Annotated in this window: 22 protein-coding genes; 2 read left to right on the top strand and 20 right to left on the bottom strand. The window is 40.8% G+C overall.

Annotated elements, in window-relative coordinates:
- Positions 1-17: 17 nt before the first annotated feature.
- Both ACNKW3_RS16385 and ACNKW3_RS16380 read left to right on the top strand, forming a co-directional pair.
- On the top strand, positions 18-911 hold the full coding sequence (locus tag ACNKW3_RS16385) for a sulfite exporter TauE/SafE family protein (protein WP_427400400.1): 894 nt from the start codon (positions 18-20) through the stop codon (positions 909-911).
- Positions 912-988: 77 nt separating this feature from the next.
- Positions 989-2,311, top strand: a complete 1,323-nt coding sequence (locus ACNKW3_RS16380) for an alpha-amylase family glycosyl hydrolase (protein ID WP_427400399.1) — start codon at positions 989-991, stop codon at positions 2,309-2,311.
- Between the two features lie 12 nt (positions 2,312-2,323).
- Here the strand turns inward: ACNKW3_RS16380 and ACNKW3_RS16375 are convergent, their stop codons facing one another.
- The 20 genes from ACNKW3_RS16375 to hisD form a co-directional block, all read right to left on the bottom strand.
- On the bottom strand, positions 2,324-5,449 hold the full coding sequence (locus tag ACNKW3_RS16375) for an efflux RND transporter permease subunit (RefSeq protein ID WP_427400398.1): 3,126 nt from the start codon (positions 5,447-5,449) through the stop codon (positions 2,324-2,326).
- The gene (locus ACNKW3_RS16370; protein ID WP_427400397.1) at positions 5,446-6,669 is read right to left on the bottom strand and encodes an efflux RND transporter periplasmic adaptor subunit; all 1,224 of its coding nucleotides are present in this window, start codon (positions 6,667-6,669) and stop codon (positions 5,446-5,448) included. Before ACNKW3_RS16370 ends, ACNKW3_RS16375 begins: the two co-directional genes overlap by 4 nt.
- 2 nt (positions 6,670-6,671) lie before the next feature.
- Complete coding sequence (locus ACNKW3_RS16365; RefSeq protein ID WP_427400396.1) at positions 6,672-8,075, bottom strand: efflux transporter outer membrane subunit; 1,404 nt, start codon at positions 8,073-8,075, stop codon at positions 6,672-6,674.
- A gap of 143 nt (positions 8,076-8,218) precedes the next feature.
- Entirely contained in the window at positions 8,219-9,895 is a 1,677-nt protein-coding gene (locus ACNKW3_RS16360; RefSeq protein ID WP_427400395.1) for a Na(+)/H(+) antiporter subunit D, read from the bottom strand.
- Complete coding sequence (locus ACNKW3_RS16355; RefSeq protein ID WP_427400394.1) at positions 9,892-10,212, bottom strand: hypothetical protein; 321 nt, start codon at positions 10,210-10,212, stop codon at positions 9,892-9,894. The genes ACNKW3_RS16360 and ACNKW3_RS16355 overlap by 4 nt, the downstream gene beginning before the upstream one ends.
- An 18-nt stretch (positions 10,213-10,230) precedes the next feature.
- Positions 10,231-11,694 (bottom strand): proton-conducting transporter membrane subunit, encoded by a 1,464-nt coding sequence (locus ACNKW3_RS16350; protein ID WP_427400393.1) that lies wholly within the window; start codon positions 11,692-11,694, stop codon positions 10,231-10,233.
- A 9-nt stretch (positions 11,695-11,703) separates the two neighbouring features.
- Complete coding sequence (locus ACNKW3_RS16345) at positions 11,704-13,197, bottom strand: monovalent cation/H+ antiporter subunit D family protein (RefSeq protein ID WP_427400392.1); 1,494 nt, start codon at positions 13,195-13,197, stop codon at positions 11,704-11,706.
- Entirely contained in the window at positions 13,194-13,580 is a 387-nt protein-coding gene (locus ACNKW3_RS16340; RefSeq protein ID WP_427400391.1) for a cation:proton antiporter subunit C, read from the bottom strand. The genes ACNKW3_RS16345 and ACNKW3_RS16340 overlap by 4 nt, the downstream gene beginning before the upstream one ends.
- Positions 13,577-13,999, bottom strand: a complete 423-nt coding sequence (locus tag ACNKW3_RS16335) for a Na(+)/H(+) antiporter subunit B (protein WP_427400390.1) — start codon at positions 13,997-13,999, stop codon at positions 13,577-13,579. The genes ACNKW3_RS16340 and ACNKW3_RS16335 overlap by 4 nt, the downstream gene beginning before the upstream one ends.
- Positions 13,989-14,555: a DUF4040 domain-containing protein gene (locus ACNKW3_RS16330; protein WP_427400389.1), complete on the bottom strand. Its 567-nt coding sequence runs from the start codon at positions 14,553-14,555 to the stop codon at positions 13,989-13,991. Before ACNKW3_RS16330 ends, ACNKW3_RS16335 begins: the two co-directional genes overlap by 11 nt.
- Positions 14,552-14,896 carry a monovalent cation/H(+) antiporter subunit G gene (gene mnhG, locus ACNKW3_RS16325; RefSeq protein ID WP_427400388.1) on the bottom strand — a complete coding sequence of 115 codons (345 nt, stop codon included), beginning with the start codon at positions 14,894-14,896 and terminating at the stop codon, positions 14,552-14,554. Before mnhG ends, ACNKW3_RS16330 begins: the two co-directional genes overlap by 4 nt.
- Before the next feature lies 1 nt (position 14,897).
- A complete protein-coding gene (locus ACNKW3_RS16320) occupies positions 14,898-15,200 on the bottom strand; it encodes a monovalent cation/H+ antiporter complex subunit F (protein WP_427400387.1) in 303 nt (100 codons plus the stop codon).
- A complete protein-coding gene (locus ACNKW3_RS16315; RefSeq protein ID WP_427400386.1) occupies positions 15,197-15,691 on the bottom strand; it encodes a Na+/H+ antiporter subunit E in 495 nt (164 codons plus the stop codon). Before ACNKW3_RS16315 ends, ACNKW3_RS16320 begins: the two co-directional genes overlap by 4 nt.
- A 307-nt stretch (positions 15,692-15,998) precedes the next feature.
- Complete coding sequence (gene hisIE / locus ACNKW3_RS16310; protein ID WP_427400385.1) at positions 15,999-16,619, bottom strand: bifunctional phosphoribosyl-AMP cyclohydrolase/phosphoribosyl-ATP diphosphatase HisIE; 621 nt, start codon at positions 16,617-16,619, stop codon at positions 15,999-16,001.
- A gap of 46 nt (positions 16,620-16,665) precedes the next feature.
- Complete coding sequence (hisF, locus tag ACNKW3_RS16305; RefSeq protein WP_427400384.1) at positions 16,666-17,442, bottom strand: imidazole glycerol phosphate synthase subunit HisF; 777 nt, start codon at positions 17,440-17,442, stop codon at positions 16,666-16,668.
- A complete protein-coding gene (gene hisA / locus ACNKW3_RS16300) occupies positions 17,424-18,161 on the bottom strand; it encodes a 1-(5-phosphoribosyl)-5-[(5-phosphoribosylamino)methylideneamino]imidazole-4-carboxamide isomerase (protein ID WP_427400383.1) in 738 nt (245 codons plus the stop codon). The genes hisF and hisA overlap by 19 nt, the downstream gene beginning before the upstream one ends.
- A gap of 19 nt (positions 18,162-18,180) precedes the next feature.
- Positions 18,181-18,795, bottom strand: a complete 615-nt coding sequence (hisH, locus tag ACNKW3_RS16295; protein WP_427400382.1) for an imidazole glycerol phosphate synthase subunit HisH — start codon at positions 18,793-18,795, stop codon at positions 18,181-18,183.
- Positions 18,796-19,866: a bifunctional histidinol-phosphatase/imidazoleglycerol-phosphate dehydratase HisB gene (gene hisB / locus ACNKW3_RS16290; RefSeq protein WP_427400381.1), complete on the bottom strand. Its 1,071-nt coding sequence runs from the start codon at positions 19,864-19,866 to the stop codon at positions 18,796-18,798.
- A gap of 3 nt (positions 19,867-19,869) precedes the next feature.
- Positions 19,870-20,979: a histidinol-phosphate transaminase gene (gene hisC, locus ACNKW3_RS16285; protein WP_427400380.1), complete on the bottom strand. Its 1,110-nt coding sequence runs from the start codon at positions 20,977-20,979 to the stop codon at positions 19,870-19,872.
- A complete protein-coding gene (gene hisD, locus ACNKW3_RS16280; protein ID WP_427400421.1) occupies positions 20,979-22,286 on the bottom strand; it encodes a histidinol dehydrogenase in 1,308 nt (435 codons plus the stop codon). The genes hisC and hisD overlap by 1 nt, the downstream gene beginning before the upstream one ends.
- Positions 22,287-22,307 lie beyond the last annotated feature (21 nt).

Raw genomic sequence — 22,307 nt, 5'->3', positions numbered from 1 at the left:
CGAGTAGGATGTCTGTATTGTTAACTAAATATTTACATTTGATCAAGTTACATAGGATCAAGTTTGGATTATTTTGCGCTTGGCTCCTATTATTAATTGCTCAACCCAACACCCTCGACCTCGTTATTAACTATGCAGGATTTCTATTATTAGGCATTACAGGGGCAATTTTTGCGAACTCCACGGGTGCCGGTGGTGGCGTTGTCTTCGTACCCTTTTTCAATCAATTATCCTTGTCTAACGCGACTATTATCGCGACCAGTTTTGCTATTCAATGTTGTGGAATGACAGCCGGTGCTATTACTTGGTGGAACTATTATAAAAGCCACCACCGAAGCGATCCCCAATGGGCAAGCATGAGCAAAGCCTTAACTTTGACCATACCATTTTCAATTCTGGGTATTTTGTTGGCGCAATTTGGTTTTGCTGAATACACCGAAAAAGCACTAGATTCTTTGCATTTATATTTTGGCGTTTTTTCTATTTTGTTAGCGCTGGCAATATATTGTTCAATCCCGCTTATGAAGCGTCAAGTCGGAGCCTTTCATCTACATTGGTTCGACATTGCAAGTCTAATTGTCATTAGTTTGTTTGGCGGCATTATTACCGCATGGTTATCTGTGGGAGTAGGGGAATTAACCGCGGTTTATTTAATTTTGCGTCAATTTAATATTACTTTCGCTATTGCTGTTGCCGTTATTTTAAGCGCCTTTAGTGTGTGGGGCGCAATTTATTATCACTTGGTTGTCACCCAAGCTATTTACTGGCAAGTGATATTGTTTGCTGGCGCTGGCGCAGTGGTTGGCGGAATGATAGCGAAACATGTTGTATTGTATTTTTCTATTACGCGTTTAAAAATATTCTTTGCTACCTGGGTGTTAATTATGGGCATAGCGGGTTTGCCTTATTAATTTGTTGAGTAAACTAAGCTATATTTTCTCCTTATCGTATATATATTTTTGCCACAAATGTATTCAATTGAGGATGTATGCTGAACATAGAACCCCTTGTTAAAGTGCAAACTCCCGACTGGTCAAAAAACGCCACTATTTACCAAATTAATACTCGTCAATTTAGCCCCCAAGGTGACTTTAAGGGGGTCATAGAGCAACTTCCTCGCATAAAAGCGTTAGGCTCAGATATTATCTGGTTAATGCCCATTCATCCTATTGGAGAGCTTAATCGAAAAGGTGAATTGGGCAGTCCTTATGCGGTAAAAGACTACTTTGACATCAATCCAGAGTTCGGCAATAAAGAGGATTTTAAAACCTTAGTTAAGGTTGCCCATGAACTAAAATTAAAAGTCATTTTAGATTGGGTTCCTAACCATAGTGCTTGGGATAACCCGCTGACTAAAAGCCATCCAGAATGGTATTTAAAAGACTACAAAGGGGATTTTAGGCCTTCGCCTTGGTGGGATTGGGAAGACATTATTGAATTTGATTACGACCAAATACCACTGCGTGAATACATGATAGAGGCTTTGTGTTATTGGGTAACAGAGTTTGATATCGACGGTTATCGATGTGATGTAGCTGGCTATGTACCGAAGGATTTTTGGAAACAAGCAAGACAAGCCCTAGACCAAATAAAACCCGTATTTATGTTGGCGGAATGGGAAAATCGCGATTTGCATGAGTACGGTTTTGATATGACCTACGCGTGGAGCTGGAATGAAACCATGCACGGTATAGCTATGGGGGATTTACCTCTGGATAAACTGCGTAAATACTATTCATGGAATGAAAGATCTTGGCCAAAACAAGCCTTTAGAATGACCTTTGTCAGTAATCATGACGAAAATGCATGGGAAGGTACCCCTGACGAAAAATTTGGACCTGCATTACCTGCTGCTGTTACATTATCTGTACTTGGCGAGGGGATGCCGCTTATCCATAACGGTCAAGAAGCAGGAGAAACCAAACGTCTGGCATTCTTTGAGCGCGATCCTATCGACTGGCAACATAATTTTATGGCCGATTTTTACTCATTATTATTACGGTTACGCAAACAACATAGCGCGCTTTGGAACGGAAAGTGGGGGGCTACCATGATTCAGGTGCCTAACACTGCTATGGATAAAGTTTTTAGTTTTGTGCGCCAAGACCAGCAAAGTAAATGGTTTTTTATATTTAATTTTTCGAAGCAAGAGGCTAACGTAACCTTTTGTGAAACACTTTTTTGTGGCCAATATAATGCGCAAATAAATGGGCAACTTCATGATTACGATGAAAAAACAATCAATATCCCACAAGACTTTGCTTTCTCACTACCGCCTTGGGGATATCAAGTTTTTATTCAACACATCTAAAACCCTGGACTATTATTTAGTGTGGACCAAGGTTTCATTCATCATTTTAGACTTTACTAGAGGAATTCCGCCGTTTAACTTGGTACAGAGTTTTTCCACTAAAATGTAGTTTATAGGCACTAATATTAGTGTGATTATAGTGGCGAATATGATACCAAAACCTAACGAAACAGCCATTGGAATAAGAAATTGAGCTTGAGTCGCTTTTTCAAACAGTAAAGGCATTAAGCCAATAAAGGTTGTTAAGCTAGTCAGCATAACTGGTCGAAATCTAGCTGCGCCTGCAGTTAAAACCGCCTCAACCAATGCCTCTCCTTGCTCACGACGTTTATTAATATAATCTACAAGCACCAATGAGTCGTTCACTACGATTCCAATAAGCGCTAGCATGCCCAAAAAGCTGAATATAGCTAAGTTCATGTCCATAATCCAATGACCGATAACAGCCCCTATGAGTCCGAATGGAATTATACTCATGACAATTAAAGGTTGAATGTAAGATTTAAAGGGTATGGCTAACAAGGCGTAGATAACAAAGAGTACAAAAGCAAGTCCAATAAGTAACGAATTTGCACTTTCTTCTTGTTCTTTAGATTCACCTTCAAGGGTGTAATCTACGCCTGGGTATTGAGTGACTAATTCATCTAAAAAACCACGAAGATCTTCTTGTAATACTGTCATATTAGTCGCTTCTTTTTGCACATCCGCCACTACAGACACAGTTCTATATCTATCAATACGGTAAATGGAAGATGGGCTTTTGCCAGGAACTAGAGTCGCTATGTGTGACAAAGGTACTTTGTTACCTTCAGGCGTATTGACTAATATATCTTGCAATTCTGCCACTGAGCGACGTTCTTCTAAAGGTAAACGAACCATTACTCGCACGTCGTCACGTCCTCTTTGGATCCTTTGTGCTTGTGCCCCAAAAAACGAATTTCGAATTTGATTTGCCACTTCTACTCGGGTTAACCCTAATGCAAGTCCTTGATCGGTTAATTCAATTTGAAGTTCACTTTTTCCATCAGACAAACTATCAGAAATATCGAATACAGTTTCATATGTTGCGAGTCGTTGCTTTATTTTACTCGATATTTCTTCAAGCGTTTGAACATTGGTACCATTTAGCTGAATATCGATTGGGTCTGAGGAACGCCCAAATTCAGCCCTATATGTTAGGCTCTCGGCACCGGGGATTGTCCCTACCAATTCTCGCCATTCATTGGCTAACTGAGTCGAAGTAATATCTGATTCACGTTCTTCATTCGGCGTTATTTCAAATCTCACGATACCACTTTCACTACTCCTAGTGGAGGCTAACACATTTAAAATGACACTTTTTCCGCTGTCATCGTCAACATATTTTTGTTGCAACTCTCTGGCTTTATCCGCCATGTCAACAATGTATCTATTGGTAACTTCAAAAGGTGTCCCAGCTGGCATGGTTAAACTTGCTCTAACTGTTTCGGAGGGAATACGTGGGAAGAATACAAATCGCATGTGTCCAGAACTAATTAACGCAACGATAATAACAAACCCGGCAACAAAGAGTGCTACCGTAGTCCCTTTGTTTTTTAAAGTTAACCCAAGTAAGGGTTGATAGTATTTTAGAATGGCTTTTTCAAATCCATCTGCAAAACGTTGTTGAAATGCATCTAGTTTGCTTGGCGTTTTAGTACTTCTAAGTTTGATATATTTTAAATGAGCAGGAAGCACAAATTTTGATTCAATTAGTGAAAATAACAGCACAGGAATAACAACAGCAGGGATCTGAGCAAACAAAGCGCCGCGATTACCTTCAATGAAAGCTAATGGAAGAAATGCAGCCACTGTAGTTAAAACTCCGAACGTGACTGGGGTCGCAACTTCCTGGGTGCCGAGGATAGCGGCTTGTTCACCATTTTGTGAGGTTTTTAAATGGGTATAGACATTTTCTCCGGTCACAATCGCATCGTCGACAACAATGCCTAGCACTAATATAAATCCGAACAAACTTAAAATATTAAGGGTTATGCCAAAGAAAGGCATCATAATAAATGCCCCCATAAAAGAAACGGGGATTCCGATAAAAACCCAAAGTGCAATTGAGGGGCGCAAAAATAACGTAAGTAAAGCCAGTACAAGTACGCCGCCTTGTATGGCGTTAGTCACCAGCGTATTGATTCGACTTTTCACTATTTGGCTATCATCGTCCCAATAACTTAATTCGAATCCCTTGGGTAAGTTTTGTTGTTTAGTTTCGATATATTGTTTTACTTTGTCGGCAACCTCAATTGCACTTTGATCACCAATTCGATATACATCGATAAATGCTGCCTGCTTTCCGTTAAATCTGGTTCGAACAGGATCTTCTTCAAAGTCATCTGTTATTGTTGCAATATCACCTAAGCGAATAATAGCGCCATCACTTTGGCGTAACACAACGATGTTGGAAAATTCATCTTTTCGATAGGCTTGGCCCTTAGAGCGTATGAGTACTTCAGCGCCTTCTGACTTTAAGTTCCCAGCACTTACATCCTGACTTGAGTTTTGAATCGCATTGCTGATATCAGACAAGGTAAGGTTATATTGCCTTAGAATATCTTTGGAAACCTCGACAGCAATTTCATAGCTACGCACCCCAGACAATTCTAACTGAGTAACACCATCTAAGCGCAATAACTCATCGCGCACTATTTCAGCATATTCTCGGGTCTCACGTTCTGAATAATCACTTGCAACAGACACCGCAATTACTTCTCGAGTTCGTTGCGCTAGTGCAATTACCGGTTTCTCGGCATCAGCTGGAAACGTGTTAATCGCGTCCACTCTGCTTTTTACATCAGCAAGTAATTCTCTAGGGTCGTAATTGCTTTCAACTTCTATATTTACGGAAGAGCTATTTTCACTTGAGCGCGAAACTATACGCTCGATGCCTTCAAGATCTTGAACTGCTTCTTCAATACGTATAGTAACTCCTCGTTCGACGTCTTCAGGTGTTGCTCCTCTCAATGAAACACTAACACTAATAGTCTCTGCCGCAACCTCAGGAAATACTTCTAGTGGAATTCGATTGGATAAACTATATAGACCAAAGATAACTATGGTGATTAAGAGTAAATTTGCAGCAACATGATTTTTTGTAAACCAGGCTATCATTTCACTGCTCCTTGAGTGGTGTTACTAGAGGTTGTAGCGCTATCTTTTACTCTTTGGAAGCTTTGATTTACCGTTACAGGTGTACCGGAACTCACTTGTCCTAGCGGTGTTAGTACTAAGTTATCGCCAGAGGAAAGGCCTGAAGAGATAATACTTTCATCAGAACTTTGCCACGCGACTTTAATATCTTTGCGTTGTAAAAAACCATCATTTTCAATGTAAACGTAGGTGCCTTGATAGATAGTGCTATTTGGTATCACAATGGCATCGGAAATTGTTTTTCCTTGAATTGAAGCTTTGACATATTGACCAATTTTTATGCTTTGTTGGTCCATATAGTCTGCGCCGTATGGGTCGGCTATCTGAGCTACGACATATAATTGCTGTGCATTTTCATCAATAGCGCTCTCGGTACGTACTAATTTTCCGTGCCAGCGCTGAGATTCAAACAAATTTGAACTAAATACGACTTTTGCCCCAAGATTTGATTGCCCGTTAGCATATTGCTCAGGGAGGTTTATGAATTGAAGGTCAGAGTTTTTAATCGGCAATCTTACTTCAACCAAATCAGTAGCGAAAATGCTAGCTAATTCAGAGCTATTACTTACCACCTGACCAATATCGACAAATTGCTCCCTTATTCGGCCTTGATAGGGCGCGATGACTTGGGCGCGTTCTAAATTTAATTTGGCCGTTGCAAGATTCGCTTCTGCTGCTGCCACATCGGCTTTTGCTGTAGCAAGTTGCGGTTGACGCAATACCAAGGCATTGGGTTCTTCATTACCACCGAGTCTCTTCCAATCTTCAACCGCTTGTTCGCCTCGCGCCATTTCCTCTATTAACGCTTGCTTTGCCAGCTCTAACGCCGCGCTAGCAGATTGAACTGTCGCCTTTAAATCCCTGTCATCGATTAAGACCAAAACTTCACCTTTGTCAAAAAATCCGCCTTCTCTGAAGTTGTCGCTGACAGATAGGATCTGGCCGCTCACTTGTGAAGATAAGGTGCTTTGTGTCCTTGGGCGCACTACGCCATAGCTAGCAACATCGATTGAAAATGGTTTTACTTCTATAGGTTCAATGTCAACATTAATGCGAGCAACTTTTGGTGGTGCACCTCTAGCTTGTGTTGGTGGATTATTAGTAATTAGAAACCAAGATAAACCTGCAAGTACTAGTACCAATACGGGCAAAAGCTTTTTAATAAATGGCGATAATTTCATTTTCAACTACTCGATAGATCATTGTTAATATTAGTTAAACTGCCGCCAAGAGCTAAACGCAGCAAAATTTGGTTTTCAAGACGCTGATAAGCAAGATTAATAAGGTTAATTTGCGCACTATAGGCTCTATCTTGCGCATCAAGCACTGTTGTATAAGTCACTAGGCCTCTTTGATATTGCTGAAAGGCAATGTCCTGCGCTCTTTGGGCATATTCACTTGCAGAAAAGGTTTTTGCGTATTGAATTTGTAAATTATTTTCTTGGGTTAGGGTATTTTCAACATCAGCAAAGGCGTCTAATAATGTTGCTATATAAATTTCTTCACTCTGTTTCAGTGCCAATCTGGCTTTTTCTTCTTGAGCTTTTAATAAGCCGCCTTGGAAAATAGGCACTGTTAAGTTACCCAGTAAGGACCAAGCTAACTCTGAAGAAGAAAGTAAATTACTATAACTATCTGCTGAATCTCCTAGTGAAGCGGAAAAACTCAAGCTCGGGTATCTGTTTTTATGCGCTATTCCTAAAGCCTCATTTTGACTCATAAGTGAATACCAAGCACTTTGAATGCCTGGCTTCCTAGAAATGAGTTCACTTGGCACACCCGTCGATATTTGTTGGGAAATCTCTGGGAATCTATCAGAAACTGTAAGCATTCCCGCTGGGTATTTGCCAACTAGTCGTTCAAGGCTTCTAATCGCCAAGACTAAGGTGGAATTTTGCTCCATGAGTGAGGCTTCTACTGTGGCAAGTGCATTTCTAGTTAAGTACACATCCAAGGATTCATTAATCCCTTGTTTATAGCCTCGCTCGATAATGTCGAGATCAGTCTTAGCATTATCTAATTGTTGCTGTCGCAATTGCAGAAGTTGCTGTTGTCTGATGACGTTATAATAGGCTAGGATCACATCTGCGACCAGTTGTTCCTTTGCTTGCTGATATTCAAATTGTTGCGCTAAATATAGGTATTGTGCCTGTCGTTGCGTTGCACTTAGCTTACCAAAAACATCAAGTTCATAATTGAAGTTGAAACCGATCGAAGCTGAATTAGAATAATTAACAGGTTGATTGTTTTTTTGACGCCCAATGGAGTTTGCGAGATTTATTGAAGGCCAATTTTCGGCTTCAGCTATTGCCAAATCATGTTGAGATTGCTGAACAGAATAATACATTTGTTGCAGTTCTTGGTTCTGCACTAATGCTAAATCCACAAAGGTGATTAATTCTTGATTGTTAAGTGTAGAAATCCAACCTTGCTCGACTGAGTTCTGATTTGTCTCTGATTGCCAATTGGGGGCTATATCAATTTGCTTTGATATAGGTGTTATTTCATTTGTATTGGCACAACCCCAGATACTAACTACTGCCGACAAAAGCAGATATCTGGCAAAATCTGCATAATTTTGATTCATGTATAAAACGAGATGTGAAGTGAAACATATGTCTATTCAATCATGCGCTGATTGAATATAAAAGTCTCTTTACATAGCTTTACATTCACTGTTGTATTTTTATGTACCAAACGCCTTGAGACTATCTTTTACGTTTGTAGAGCTCATACAATCTCTGTGATAAAGGCGATTATCGCCAGTAATACAAAACCAATGACCATTCGATATGTCAACGTGGCGGCGTTAGCGCCGGCGTGCGCTTGTCGTTTTGGTAAAAGATGACGACCTAATAACTTGAACCTAAAAAGGCCATCTAAAATAGCGTTCATTGCGTTAAAACAGATGTTTCCAAATTTTGGCAAAGCTTTTCGGTAGAGCCATTCAACATCTAAATTAACTGAACGTAATTCAGGCGGATAAAGGCCCATTTTATTCAACCATACAAAGGCTAAGGCAGAGAAGAACAATAGTTGTAGTTGGGTTAGGGTATGGGTTAAATCGTAGGGTTGATACGCATTTTCCCAAGGTAGCAAATGATAGACTATCCAAGGGTAGCTACCGAACGCAATACACAGAACAGATGCTATACCCATTGCAATTAACATATTCGTGGGGGCTTCTTTAGGGCGCATGCCTGAATCATGTGCAAAAAAGGCAAAGAAAGGAATTTTTATCCCTGCATGGTGGAAAACCCCTGCGGAGGCAAACAGTAGCATCAGCCATAAATATTCATGACCAGCTTCTATCATAGCTGCCATCACCATGCTTTTACTGATGAAGCCGCTAAACAAAGGAAATGCTGAGATGGACGCTGCGCCAACAACACAGAATAATGTAGTCTTGGGCATAGTCTTGTACAAGCCACCTAGATTTGAACCGTTAACATGGCCCACACGGGTTAATACAGCTCCCATGGTCATAAATAGCAAACCTTTAAATATTACATCATTAAAGGCATGGGCAACCGCTCCATTTAGGGCGAGTGCTGTCCCTATTCCAACACCACAAACCATGAATCCGAGCTGGTTAATCAAGCTATAAGCTAATACTTTACGCAGGTCGTTTTCGATAACTGCATAAAATATTGGGAAACAAGTCATTGCAGCGCCAATGTAGACTAATAATTCTTCACCTGCGAAAGTTCGGGCCAACATATAAATCGCCACTTTTGTGGTAAAGGCGGATAAAAACACTGTGCCTACAGGCGTAGCTTCTGGATAAGCATCGGTTAGCCAGGTGTGTAAGAATGGGAAGGCTGCTTTTACACCAAAGGCAAATAGGAATAAATAAGAAGCAACGGACCCTAGACCAACAAAATCAATATCAAAACTACCGACATCTTGATAATGCATAATGGCAGCTATTAATAGAGCCACGCCAGAGAGTATCTGGATCATCAGGTATCGAATACCAGCACTTGTTGCAGCTTTGGTCCCTCTGGCAAATATAAGAAATGCTGAAGTGACCGCTAATAGCTCCCAAAAAATGAATAAGGTAATAAAATCACCCGCAAAAACAGCGCCTACCGCACTGCCTGCATAACTTAGCCCAGCAACAAAGTGCAATTTATCCTTTAAGTGCATAGCGTAAATTAAGCAAATAAAACAAGCTAAATGGAATAAGTATCCGAACATTAAACTGAGTTTATCGACTTCAACCAATTCTAAGGTAAATGTATGTAAAGAGATGCTATGGGAAGCGGTAGCGTCACCAGAAATGTACAAACAAATTCCACTGATTAAGGGTACTAAAATTAGCACATAGCGAAAGCGATGTGGCAATACTAATGCCACTAAGGCAGCGATAAAAAAGGGTAGGAAAGCAGGAATAGTGTAACTCATTTTGACTCCTGCGAATGATCTTCAGTACTTTGACTATTTAATTCAGTGTCATCTCTATCTTGATAGTAATTTTCATCACGCATTACCAGTTTGCGCATTTCCTTTGCAATTACCACCAAGACGACACAGGCAATAAAACCATATATAGCGTAAAAAGCGGGAATTTCTTCAAAGCTGACATAAATGTGTCTGTGTACCACAAAGTCTAAAATGACCAGCAAGCCACAAATAACATAAAAACTAATAAGCATAATGCTGATGTTTTTGGGATTATCAAAAAAGGGTATTTTTTCGGCGTTGGGTTTATTTTGATTCATGAAAATTCTCCGCGAGCCTTATCCAGCAACAGCCAATGAGAGGCGGTAAACAATATCTGGATCGAAAAATAAGTATAAAGTCATTAAGGTTGGGATTGCCATTCCAATTAAGCAGGCGACAGGTGCTTCTTTTATTTGAACGTCTTTTTGCTCTCCTGCAAAAAATCCTTGGATTGGAATACTCAGTAGATAAAAGATGTTTAACATTGAACTGACACTTAGGGTAATCAAGATCATCCAATAGGTCGCTTGGACGCCTGTAAATTCCAATCCGCCGGATATCAAATACCACTTACTCCACATTCCGCCGAAAAACGGTAGGCCAATGATGCTCAAGGTACCTATGGTGAAAACCACAAAGGTAAATGGCATTTGTCTGCCAAGCCCTTTTAATTCGCTTACATACTTCTTATGCGCTGTGACCAAAATTGCTCCTGCTGCGAAAAACAGGGCAATTTTCGCGAAAGCATGCATAGCAATGTGCATACTGGCGCCGACAATAGATAATTGATTTGCAATCATAGCACCCAATACGATGTAACTAAGTTGACTAATGGTGGAATAAGCTAACCGTTCTTTTAAGTTGTCTTTGGTTAAGGCAATAAAAGACGCCATTAATATAGTGATTGCTGGAACCCAGATTAACCAATCGTTAGCGGAAGATTCAGTAATAAAGTCAGTGCCAAAAATAAATACAACGACTTTTACGATAGAAAACACACCTGCTTTTACCACAGCTACCGCGTGCAATAAGGCGCTCACTGGTGTAGGGGCTACCATAGCAGATGGAAGCCACTTGTGCAGCGGCATAATCCCAGCTTTGCTGATACCTAATAAAAATAAAACCAATAATGGCAACACATAGACGGGATCCAAGGCGCCATTCAATAAACCACCTTTTACAAATTCTAAAGAACCCGCGGTAAACCAAACAATGATCATCGCAGGAAGGAAAAACAAAATACTCGACCCCATCAGAATCAGTATATAGATACGACCGCCACGTTTAGCTTCTCTGGTACCTGCATGAGTGACTAATGGATAGGTGGAAACGGTCAAAAACTCATAAAAAATAAATAAAGTGAACAGGTTTTCCGCATAAGCGACTGCCATTACACCCGCAATAGCTACTGCGAATAAGGTGAAAAAACGTGTTTGATGGGTTTCATGATGGGCTCGCATGTAGCCTATTGCATAAATTGACGTGGCAATCCAAAGTCCACTTGCAATAAGGGCAAACAAAAGACCAAAATCATTTAATACAAAGGAAATGGCCAAGCCTTCAATGGGCTCTGCAAAGGTATATCCATAGGTTGCGCCATCATGTTGAAGGTATAACCAAATATTGATACCAAATAGGCTAAAGGCAGTGATTAAGGTAATGGCTTCGCGAATGTTCGGATATTTGTCGAGCTGAGATATTATTAATGCGCCAGCTACAGGGGTAATAATTGTTAGCATTAACCAGTATGTTAGTTCCATATTCTACCCCTATAGTCCTAACAAACCTTTTGCTACAGCGTAAGCTGACGCAAAGGGGAACTCGGTAAATAAACCAAAATAAATGCACGAAAAAGCGCCTAACCAAAGTGCTAGTCCCATACTTTTAGATGCCGTGGCTACCTTAATATCACCACTTTTCACGTTATGAATATGTATTTTTCGTTTTGAGTTAAAGTAGAGTGCTTCAACAATTTTCCAAATATAGGCAATAGCGAAAACTGACCCAATAACAATGGCCATTACCACTATCCATTTACTCTGTTCAATTGCTGCTTCAAGCAAATACCATTTAGTTACAAATCCAACCGTACCTGGCACGCCGATTAAGCTCAATCCTGCTATAGTAATAGCTGCAAACGTCCATGGCATGCTAGCCCCAAAGCCCCTAAGGTCTTCTAACTTAGTTGTATTGCTCCGATAAATTAAAATCCCAGCACCTATAAATAAGGTTGCTTTAATGATCGCGTGATTAAATAAATGAATGACCGCGGCGGTTAGGCCTAGTTCGCTCATTAAGGCGATTCCGATAATGATGTAACCAATTTGCGCAACACTTGAAAAGGCTAATAAACGCTTTATTTCAATTTGTTGCCAGGCTCTAAATGAACCATAAATTACACCAACGCAGCCTAATACTAATAAGATCTGAGGAAATAACAGTGATTGCCAATAATCTACAGGATAAAGGTCGAAAAGCACTCTAATCAGGGCATAAATACTCACCTTTGTTGCTGTAGCGGATAGAAATATGCTGACGGTAGATGGTGCAAAGCCATAGGCGTTGGGTAACCAACTGTGTAAAGGAAATATCGCGGCCTTTAACGCTAGACCTAGCACAATAAAGATGAAAGCAGTAACCACCAGTTGCATATCTTCGAAGGTATGGAAACGATTGGCGATATCTGAAATGTTTAAACTACCTGAAGCGGCAAACAAGAAGCCAACCCCAATTAAGAAAAAGGTTGCGCCTATGGTGCCCAAAATCAGATAAGAAAACGCGGCGGTTAACGCTTGGCGTTTTTTCCCCATGCTAATGAGGGCATAACTAGATAACGATGAAATTTCTAAAAACACGAACAAATTAAAGATATCGCCCGTTAATGCAATACCCAAAAGACCAAGTAAGCAAAGCTGCATGGCTGCATAAAACAATCCGATATTTTGTTTGCTAATTTCCGTAGGCACACTTCGATAAGCAAAAATGTTAGTCACAATAGCAATAACACTTACGATAAAGGCGATAAAAGCATTAAGTGAGTCAATTTTGTATTCTATGCCCCAAGGAGGACGCCATCCGCCCAATTCGTAAATTAAATGTTTACCATCGATCACTTCGAGCAGAATGTAGCCGCTTATCACGCCACAACATATGGATACCAAAAGGGTAATCATCCAGGCATAAAAGTTTTGTTTAAACAGCGCAGTAATAGGCGCTGCAATTAATGGAATAACAATTAACAGGATGGTGATTTGTTCAGTCATTCTTTTCCATCCATGGCTTCAATCTCATTTTCTTCAATGCTGTGGTAAGACTCCTTAATTCTTATGACCAAAGCAAAGCCTAAGGCCGTGGTGGCTACACCGACTACAATAGCGGTCAACATCAACACTTGGGGCAGGGGATTTGAATAAAGTGTGTAACCTTGATCTATTATAGGAACTGTTCCCTCCGTCACTTTGCCTAAACTTACATAAAACAAGATAACAGCGGTTTGAAACATGGATAAACCGGCCAATTTTTTCATCAAATTAGTGCGGCTGATTAGGGTGTACAAGCCCACCATCATTACAGCAATAATCATCCAATAGTTGATGTGGCCAGCAACATAATTTAAAGCGTCACTCATATTAAATTCAGACATCATTCTGGCGTTACTCGTCTAGCAAAGGTAAAAAATAATAGAATCATTACGGAAGCTACGGTAATGCCAACGCCCAATTCAATGACGATAATACCTAGATGTTGACCGGCAATGGGGCTATCTAAAAGCACACTGTAATTTAAAAAATTCCCGCCTCTGAGCATAGACACCACCCCAACGCCGGTGTACAAGAGTACTCCAATGCTGGCGCAGACTTTGAGTGCGGTTTCGGGCACAACTTTTAATGCAGCATCAAGTCCATATGTGAGTCCGTACAAAAGAATGGCGGAGGAAAAGATTACGCCTGCTTGAAAACCTCCTCCTGGACTATAATCTCCATGAAACTGCACATATAGTGCGAATAAAATGATCACCGGTGACAGCCATTTGGTAACAACACGTAAAATCAGATCATTTCCCATTGCCGCCTCCGGATGTTTTTACATGAATTTTTTTACGCTTACCAAGTAATAACAAAACACCTATGCCTGCGGTCAATACCACAGTGACCTCACCTAAAGTGTCGAATCCGCGATAACTAGCAAGTACTGCAGTCACCAAGTTGGGCACACCAGTTTCACTTTGACCTTTTTCAATATATCGAGCAGCAACTTCTCTGTTGGGGGCGCTATTGGCATCGCCTAATTCTGCAATATCGTGAGTACCGAAAATTAACAATCCGCCCATGAAAATACAGATGACAAGAGGCGCGACGCGATATTTACCATGGGTGGTGGCTTCATGACCATCACGAATTGAAGCTAAAGTGACCAACATGAGTACGGTGGAAATTCCAGTGCCCACAGCTGCTTCAGTGAAAGCTACATCTGGCGCGTCAAGTACAACAAAAAGTCCAGCAACTAACAGGCTATAAAGTCCAAACAACATCGCCATGGCAAATAAATGCTTAGTTTTCAGTACAGCCAGCGCCATAACTAATAAGAAAAACAACAGTACTAAATTTACCAGTAAACTCATTTTTCCACCTCTTTTTGTGTTTCCGTTTGGTCAATGGAAAGTGTATGAATTTTTTGGTTGTGTCTTAATCCCCAACGCCAAGCATTATTAGCTAATGCATACGAAGATGCAGGGCTCGTGAAGGCCAAAAATAGAAAAATCAAAATGAGTTTAGAGAGAACAATGTATTCGGTGATTTGAAGGGCTAAGCCAAACAAAATTAAGAAAGTACACAGGGTATCGGTGACACCTACTGCATGCAGACGTGCGTAGGTATCCGGTAGTCGAAGAATACCAATACCACCTATTAAGCCTAACAGACAACCTAGACCTACAAAAATGAAACTGAATATATCTAGCATATTATTCGTCCTCCATTTTTACACTATGGCCTTTGTTATTAGCAAAAAATTTCCCTCTTTCGACTAAACGGAGCGCAGCAATTACACCAACAAAGTTTAATAAAGAGTACAGCAATGCAATATCCAATAAATCGTGACGCCCACTGAAAAAAGCAAAGATGGCGACCAACAGAACGGCTTTAGTACCAAACATGTTGACTGCCAGAATGCGATCAAAAACACTTGGCCCCAGCAATGCTCTGCACAGTGCTAATGCCATGGTAAACATGATTGCTATTGCGGCAATTAGAAAATAAAGCGTCATTTGGATTCAATCTCTACGTCATGGATGGCGTACTGTTTCGGCATAATATTTAACATGTCGCCACTAGCCAGATCATGGGCACTTTGTTCGCTGATTGTATGTACTAATAAGTAGTTATCATCTAACGCTATGCTTGAAGAGCCCGGTGTTAGAGTAATTGCATTTGCGTAAAGCACTTGAGCCACATCGTCTTTATAGGGCATTTTTATGGTAATAAAAGTCGACTCTACAGGTTTGAATCCCAATATTCTCGCGCTGACATCTATATTTGATTGAATAACTTTAATACCGAGTTTGAATAGAAACTTTATAAAACTGCCAGTGACAAAGAAGGTGTACCTCTCTTTGTCGATTTTTAACATTCGTGTCGTAATCCACAAGGAGAATCCTACGGAAAACAATCCAAATGTCAGTAGCAGCGGCTCGAACATGTCAGAGAGCAGCAACCACATAAAGACTAAAATGATGGCGAGTCGCAGTGTATGATTCAAACTAACCCCGTATGATTATTTTCTTGTAGTTAAGTATTAAACTGAGTAAAAAGTAATAAATTCCAAGCACATAACCAGCGCCATTAACTTAATGTATCAACTTGTTTTCGCCCTGACAACGAAAACCGTACCCAGCAATAATGTTATTTAATTGTGAATAAATGGAGTGGGATATGTAAAGCCTGATTGAATGAAAGAACTTCTATATAAATCAGGCTTTTAATAAAGCGGTTTAAGAATAAATATTAACTATGCAAAGACGTCCAAAGTTAATTATTTACCGACGAAAAACTGTTTGATTTTTAACCTATTGCTTGTGTCTTTCTCTTAAAATAGCAATTACATCTTTGTATTCTAAATCACTCGCCTGTAGTAAAACGGTTAAATGATAGAGTAAATCTGCGGATTCATTTTTAAGCTCTTCAAGGTCTTTTACCGTTGCCGCTAATGCAGTTTCAACACCTTCTTCTCCTACTTTTTGCGCAATTCGTTTAATCCCTTTATTAAATAAACTGGCCGTATAACTGGAGTCCGGAGAAGCATTTTTACGCTCAGCAATAATAGACTCTAATTGCGCAAGGAAACCGAAATCAGAACTTTCTGCAGCAGCAAAGCAAGAAAGGGTGCCTTTATGACAAGTTGGCCCATGTGCATTGGCAAGCACTAATAAAGCGTCAAGATCACAATCTGTGCTAACGTCAACAAGAGCTAAAACGTTGCCTGAGGTTTCGCCTTTGGTCCACAAACGCTGTTTTGAGCGACTAAAAAAAGTCACTAACTGGCTGTCTAAGGTTTTTTCTAACGCAGCTTGATCCATATAACCATGCATTAAGACTTGGCCACTTGTGGCATCTTGCACAATACAAGGCATTAGACTATCCATCTTTTGCCAATCTAATTGGTCTAGGTTATCTTTTGTAATCTTCATAATAGAATTCTGTAAGTTTTATTAGTAAATACTGTTGCTGATGAAGCTAACAATCTCGCATTGATATTTGCTGGGATTTTAACCAGCGCTTGAGTTCAGGGATGTCTATCACTGCTTTGTGAAAAACGGATGCAGCGAGCGCGCCATCTACGTCAGCTTGTTCAAACACATCTTTGAAGTGCTGCATTTCGCCAGCACCGCCAGAGGCTATAAGAGGTACATTACAAACCTCACGGACAGCTGCCAATTGCGAGATGTCGTATCCTTTTCTAACACCATCTTGATTCATACAATTAAGCACAATTTCACCAGCTCCGCGGGCTTGCACTTCTTTTATCCAGTCTAGGGTTTGCCATTTGGTTTTAGCTGTACGTTTTTCATCACCAGTAAACTGATAAACTTCATAATTTCCGCTTTGCTCATTGTAGAAGCTGTCTACACCCACCACCACACATTGTTGACCAAATGTATTGTATAAATCAGTGATTAATTGCGGATTTGATAAAGCAGGGCTATTGACTGAAATTTTATCAGCCCCCATTTCTAAAATGATACCAGCATCAGCAACACTTTTTATTCCGCCAGCAACACAAAACGGAATGTCGATTACTTGGGCAATTTTGGTGACCCAACTCTTATCCACCACTCTTTGATCGCTGGATGCCGTAATGTCATAAAACACTAATTCGTCAGCACCCGCTTCTGCATAGCGTTTTGCTAGTGGCACTATGTCACCAATAATTTCGTGATTACGGAATTTAACGCCCTTAACTACGACACCATCGCGGACATCTAAGCAGGGAATTATGCGTTTGGCCAACATGCTAATGCCTCCTCTAGGGTGAATTTTCCTTCCAATAAGGCTCTACCTAAAATTACGTGCTGACATTTTGTCGGAATCAGTGCTTGTATGTCTTGCAAACTGCCTATTCCACCAGAAGCTTGCCATTCAATCTGTGGATATTCTTTTACTAATTCTGCATACAAGGCATTATTAGAACCTTGCAAAGTCCCGTCACGACTAATGTCTGTACATAGCACGTGTTTTAATCCTACTTGGGAATAAAACTGAATCAGCGACTCTATGCTGACGCCAGAATCTTGTTGCCAACCGTGAGTTGCAACGAATTTGTTGCCTTCAGAATCTATATTAACATCCAAGGCCAGGACTATTTTATCGGCGCCGTATTTTTCAAACCATGAGGCGACAAGTGCTTGCTCTGACACTGCTAACGAACCAATAACAACGCGTTCAATTCCAGCATCTAACAGATCTTGGACATCTTTTTCTGAGCGAATTCCGCCGCCACTTTGAAAGCGCATGACGCCGGTGGCAACCATATCTTTAATTAATGAAATCTGGCGTTTACTGGTGTCTTTTGCCCCTGTGAGGTCAACTATATGCAAAATCTTTGCCCCTGCATTTGCATATTTATGCACGACTTCTATAGGGTCTTTTTGATATTCAGTGGTTTGTGCATAGTCACCTTGAAATAAGCGCACGACTTTGCCATCAATCAGATCTATTGCTGGAATTATCATAGGTTGATTTCCAAATTCATTACATGGTTAAAAAGTTACGCAACAACTGAGCGCCGGCTTGACTGCTGCGTTCAGGGTGAAATTGCACACCAAAAAAGTTTTTATAATGTATAGCGGCAGAGAATGTCATGCCATATTCACAAGTGGCGAGTGTTTGACTGTATTTAGCCACTGCAAAACTATGCACGAAATAGAAATAACTGCCATCATCAACTCCAGCAAATAGCGGATTCTGCTCTACACTACTGACTTGATTCCAGCCCATATGAGGCAGGCGCAGTTCACCTACTTGCATACGTTCTACTTTGCCCGGCATCAAGTTTAGACATGGTGTAATGGCAGAATTTCCCAAATCATTTTCAGCAGAAGCTTCAACCATGAGTTGCATCCCTAAACAGACACCCAAAACAGGTTGAGTCAAATTCTGAATGCAAGCGCTTAAATGTTTGGTATTAATGCTTTTCATTGCCGCAGGTGCTGCGCCTACACCGGGTAATATCAGACGTTCAGATTTTGCAATTTCGGCAATGTCATCAGATACCGTCACTTGAGCACCTAAACGCTCCATTGCAAACTTAACTGAAGAGATATTGGCACAACCTGTATTAATCACAGTGACTTTATTGGCAGACATTTACAAGGTTCCTTTTGAACTTGGAAGTGCATCACCCTGTTTACTGATGGCTTGACGTAATGCTCGGCCAAACACTTTAAATAAACTTTCGACTTGGTGGTGCGCATTCCCTTCAGTGGTACTTAGGTGCAATGAAAGTCCCATGGCTTGAGCAATTGAATAGAAAAAGTGCGGCACCATTTCAGTTGCCATTTCACCCACTTGATCTCGGCTAAATTCGGCTTCAAATTTAAGATGCGGTCTATTTGAAATATCCATAATGCATTCAGCTCTGCACTCATCCATAGGTAAAGCAAATCCGAAACGGCCAATACCACGTTTGTCACCCAGTGCTTTCTTCAATGCTTCACCTAAAGCCAAAGCTGTATCTTCCACACTATGATGATCATCTATGTGCAAATCGCCATTCACATTAAGTTCTAGATAAAACCCACCGTGGGTGGCTATTTGATCTAACATATGATCAAAGAAACCAAGCCCTGTATGTATCTTCGATTTGGACTGGCTATCTAGATTTACTTTTACCTGAATGTCGGTCTCACTGGTCTTTCGGGTAACTTCAGCAATACGTGCATTGACAGTCAATTGAGTCACAATCGCTGGCCAATTTGTTTCTTTGCGATCATATTTAATGCCGGTGATACCCATGTTCTCAGCGAGTTGCACATCTGTATCTCTGTCACCAATAACGAAGGAACGAGTAAAATCTACTTTTCCTTGTTGAAGATAATCTTTGACTAAACCAAGTTTAGGTTTACGGCAACTACATTCATCTTCTGGAAAATGCGGACAAATTAGCACGTCATCAAAAACTACCCCTTGACTAGAAAATATCTGCATCATCATGTTGTGAGGAGCATCAAAGTCTTGTTGCGGGAAACTTGAGGTACCTAATCCATCTTGATTGGACACCATCACCAGGCGAAAGCCTGCTTTTTGCAACGCTAGAAGAGCGGGGATTACTTGCGGTTCAAATACCAACTTTTGCAATGAGTCCAGTTGTTTATCAATGGGAGGCTCTTCCACTAAGGTGCCATCTCTATCGATAAATAATATAGCTTGCTGACCCATAGTTTATTCCTTATTTTGACGCGCTAAGGGGTTAGTAAAAAATGCATTAATTGCATCTAATAAACGATTATTCTCATCTACGGTTCCCACCGTAATTCGTAAACAATTGTCGAGTAGTAATTGCTTTGACTGATCGCGAATATATAGGTTTTGGGACACCAGATATTGCATTAATTCTGGGTTTTCAGGATGTCGAAACAATACAAAATTACCTTTGGTATCACCCACAATTGAAACACCTTCAATAGTCAACAAATGCAGCTGTATTCGCGTCAACTCACTACTGAGTTTTTTCACTCGAACCAATGTTTTATTAATGCCTGTAGTCGATAAAGCTTTCGCTGCTACCTGCGCTACTGGAGCTGGTACAGGGTAGGGCGCTATGACTTTTAATAGGGTTTGGATTATTTTTTCACTTGCTAAGGTAAAGCCACAACGAATACCTGCTAATGCAAAAGCTTTAGATAAGGTACGTAAAATGACCAAATTTTCATATTCGGCTAGCAAGGCACTTTGGTTGTCCTGATGGGAAAATTCTATGTAAGCTTCATCTAGCACTACTACAGCTTTTCCTTCGAACATGGACAAGACCTGACGAATTTGTTGTTGGGAAATCAGTGTTCCTGTGGGATTATTCGGAGAACACAGAAAAACCACATTCACCTTGTCTACATATTTTTCAATTTCATCAAGCTGTAAGGTAAAATCCTTATTTAGGGGAGCTCTTTCTACCCCAACATTAAAGGTTTCAGCACTAATGGCATACATGCCATAAGTGGGAGGGCAAATTAGAATGCTACTTTTTCCTGGCGCACAAAAAGCCCGAATTATCAGCTCTATGCCTTCATCAGCACCTCTAGACACCAAGACTTGTTTCTTGTTTAACCCCGCATAGGCTGCATAAGCATCTATCACACTGGTAGGTTGGCAATCTGGATAACGATTGAATAAGCTAGAGTCAATGTCGATATTTTCAGCTTCTGGGGCTTCATTTGCGTTTAACCATAAAGGCTGACCTTGGGCGCTATCAGAAGAGAATAATCGACGAGCTGACTGATATGGCACCAGCTTCCTGACATAGTTATTGGTAATATTATCTATCCAATCAGCCATTATGCTTTTCCTTGTTTAGCAAGTTGCTGCAAACGAAGTTCGACTGCTTTTTTATGTGCGTCTAAACCTTCTGCTTCCGCCAAGCGCATAATGGCAGGCCCGATGTTTTGGATACCAGTGGGACTAAGCGTTTGCACAGTAAAACGACGCATAAAATCTAACAACCCCAAGCTGGAATAATTGCGAGCATAGCCATAGGTAGGTAATACGTGATTAGTACCGCTGGCGTAGTCTCCAGCTGATTCTGGAGACCAAGGACCTACGAAAATAGACCCTGCGTTTGCTAGTTTATCTACCAGGTTTTCCGCACTGTTAATTTGTGCAATCAGGTGTTCTGCGGCATATTCGTTCACCACTGTTATACAACTTACTAAGTCATCGCAAAAGATATAACGGCTATTGGCGATTGAGGCTGCGGCAATCTCTTTACGGGGAAGTTGTGACAGCTGACTTTCTACTTCTTGCTGAACTTGTTCAATCAGTACCATTGAATCACTGACTAACACAGCTTGTGAATCCACACCGTGTTCAGCTTGAGATAATAGGTCGGATGCAACAAAGGCTGGATTAGCGTCTTTATCGGCTAATACCATGACCTCGGATGGTCCAGCAGGCATGTCAATGGCTGCGCCTTCGACGGTTTGACTCACTTGTTGTTTTGCTTCCGTCACAAAACTGTTGCCGGGGCCGAAAATTTTATCAACTTTGGGAATACTTTCCGTTCCAAAAGCCAATGCCGCTATTGCTTGAGCGCCGCCAGCTAAATAAACGTCAGAAATACCACATTTATTCGCTGCGTATAATATTTCAGGCGCCACCAAGCCTTGTTTATTGGGTGGTGTACAAATAACCGGTAAAGGACATTCGGCAACTTGGGCACAAACCCCGAGCATTAATACAGTAGAAGGCAGAGGTGCTGTGCCACCAGGAATATAAAGACCCACTCTTGGAATAGGCGCATGTTTTTGTTCACACACTACGCCCGGCTTAGTTTCTAAGCGAATATTTTTAGGGTACTGGGCTAAATGAAACGCTCGTATATTCTCATACGCGAGATCTATGGCAGCTTTGACTTCATCACTTAATGTATCGATTTGCTGCTGAATTTGTACGCTAGTTAGTTTTAATTGCGTCAGGTTTACTTTATCGAACTCTTTAGCATAGGACAAAAGCGCGTTATCTCCTTCATTTCGAACCTTAGAGATGATCACCGACACCGTATTGCGCAACTTTTCTGAATTTGAAATTGCGGGGCGAGCGAGCGCTTGACGCTTTTGAGCGTCATTTAAACTCGACCAGTTTAATATTGATTGAGCAATTGTCATCGC

The organism is Glaciecola sp. 1036 (genome assembly GCF_050306235.1).
GTDB lineage: Bacteria > Pseudomonadota > Gammaproteobacteria > Enterobacterales > Alteromonadaceae > Glaciecola.
This window is presented reverse-complemented; position numbering and strand designations above follow the sequence as displayed.

Bases quoted from the DNA above. Each gene is read 5' to 3' on its own strand.
- ACNKW3_RS16340 (WP_427400391.1), bottom strand. From the start codon at position 13,580: ATGATGTCTGAATTTAATATGAGTGACGCTTTAAATTATGTTGCTGGC.
- ACNKW3_RS16330 (WP_427400389.1), bottom strand. From the start codon at position 14,555: ATGAGTTTACTGGTAAATTTAGTACTGTTGTTTTTCTTATTAGTTATG.
- hisH (WP_427400382.1), bottom strand. From the start codon at position 18,795: ATGTCTGCCAATAAAGTCACTGTGATTAATACAGGTTGTGCCAATATC.
- hisC (WP_427400380.1), bottom strand. From the start codon at position 20,979: ATGGCTGATTGGATAGATAATATTACCAATAACTATGTCAGGAAGCTG.
- mnhG (WP_427400388.1), bottom strand. From the start codon at position 14,896: ATGCTAGATATATTCAGTTTCATTTTTGTAGGTCTAGGTTGTCTGTTA.
- ACNKW3_RS16320 (WP_427400387.1), bottom strand. From the start codon at position 15,200: ATGACGCTTTATTTTCTAATTGCCGCAATAGCAATCATGTTTACCATG.
- ACNKW3_RS16360 (WP_427400395.1), bottom strand. From the start codon at position 9,895: ATGAGTTACACTATTCCTGCTTTCCTACCCTTTTTTATCGCTGCCTTA.
- ACNKW3_RS16380 (WP_427400399.1), top strand. From the start codon at position 989: ATGCTGAACATAGAACCCCTTGTTAAAGTGCAAACTCCCGACTGGTCA.
- ACNKW3_RS16335 (WP_427400390.1), bottom strand. From the start codon at position 13,999: ATGGGAAATGATCTGATTTTACGTGTTGTTACCAAATGGCTGTCACCG.
- hisIE (WP_427400385.1), bottom strand. From the start codon at position 16,619: ATGAAGATTACAAAAGATAACCTAGACCAATTAGATTGGCAAAAGATG.
- ACNKW3_RS16370 (WP_427400397.1), bottom strand. From the start codon at position 6,669: ATGAAATTATCGCCATTTATTAAAAAGCTTTTGCCCGTATTGGTACTA.
- ACNKW3_RS16355 (WP_427400394.1), bottom strand. From the start codon at position 10,212: ATGAATCAAAATAAACCCAACGCCGAAAAAATACCCTTTTTTGATAAT.
- hisA (WP_427400383.1), bottom strand. From the start codon at position 18,161: ATGATAATTCCAGCAATAGATCTGATTGATGGCAAAGTCGTGCGCTTA.
- ACNKW3_RS16345 (WP_427400392.1), bottom strand. From the start codon at position 13,197: ATGACTGAACAAATCACCATCCTGTTAATTGTTATTCCATTAATTGCA.
- hisF (WP_427400384.1), bottom strand. From the start codon at position 17,442: ATGTTGGCCAAACGCATAATTCCCTGCTTAGATGTCCGCGATGGTGTC.
- hisB (WP_427400381.1), bottom strand. From the start codon at position 19,866: ATGGGTCAGCAAGCTATATTATTTATCGATAGAGATGGCACCTTAGTG.
- ACNKW3_RS16375 (WP_427400398.1), bottom strand. From the start codon at position 5,449: ATGATAGCCTGGTTTACAAAAAATCATGTTGCTGCAAATTTACTCTTA.
- ACNKW3_RS16365 (WP_427400396.1), bottom strand. From the start codon at position 8,075: ATGAATCAAAATTATGCAGATTTTGCCAGATATCTGCTTTTGTCGGCA.
- ACNKW3_RS16350 (WP_427400393.1), bottom strand. From the start codon at position 11,694: ATGGAACTAACATACTGGTTAATGCTAACAATTATTACCCCTGTAGCT.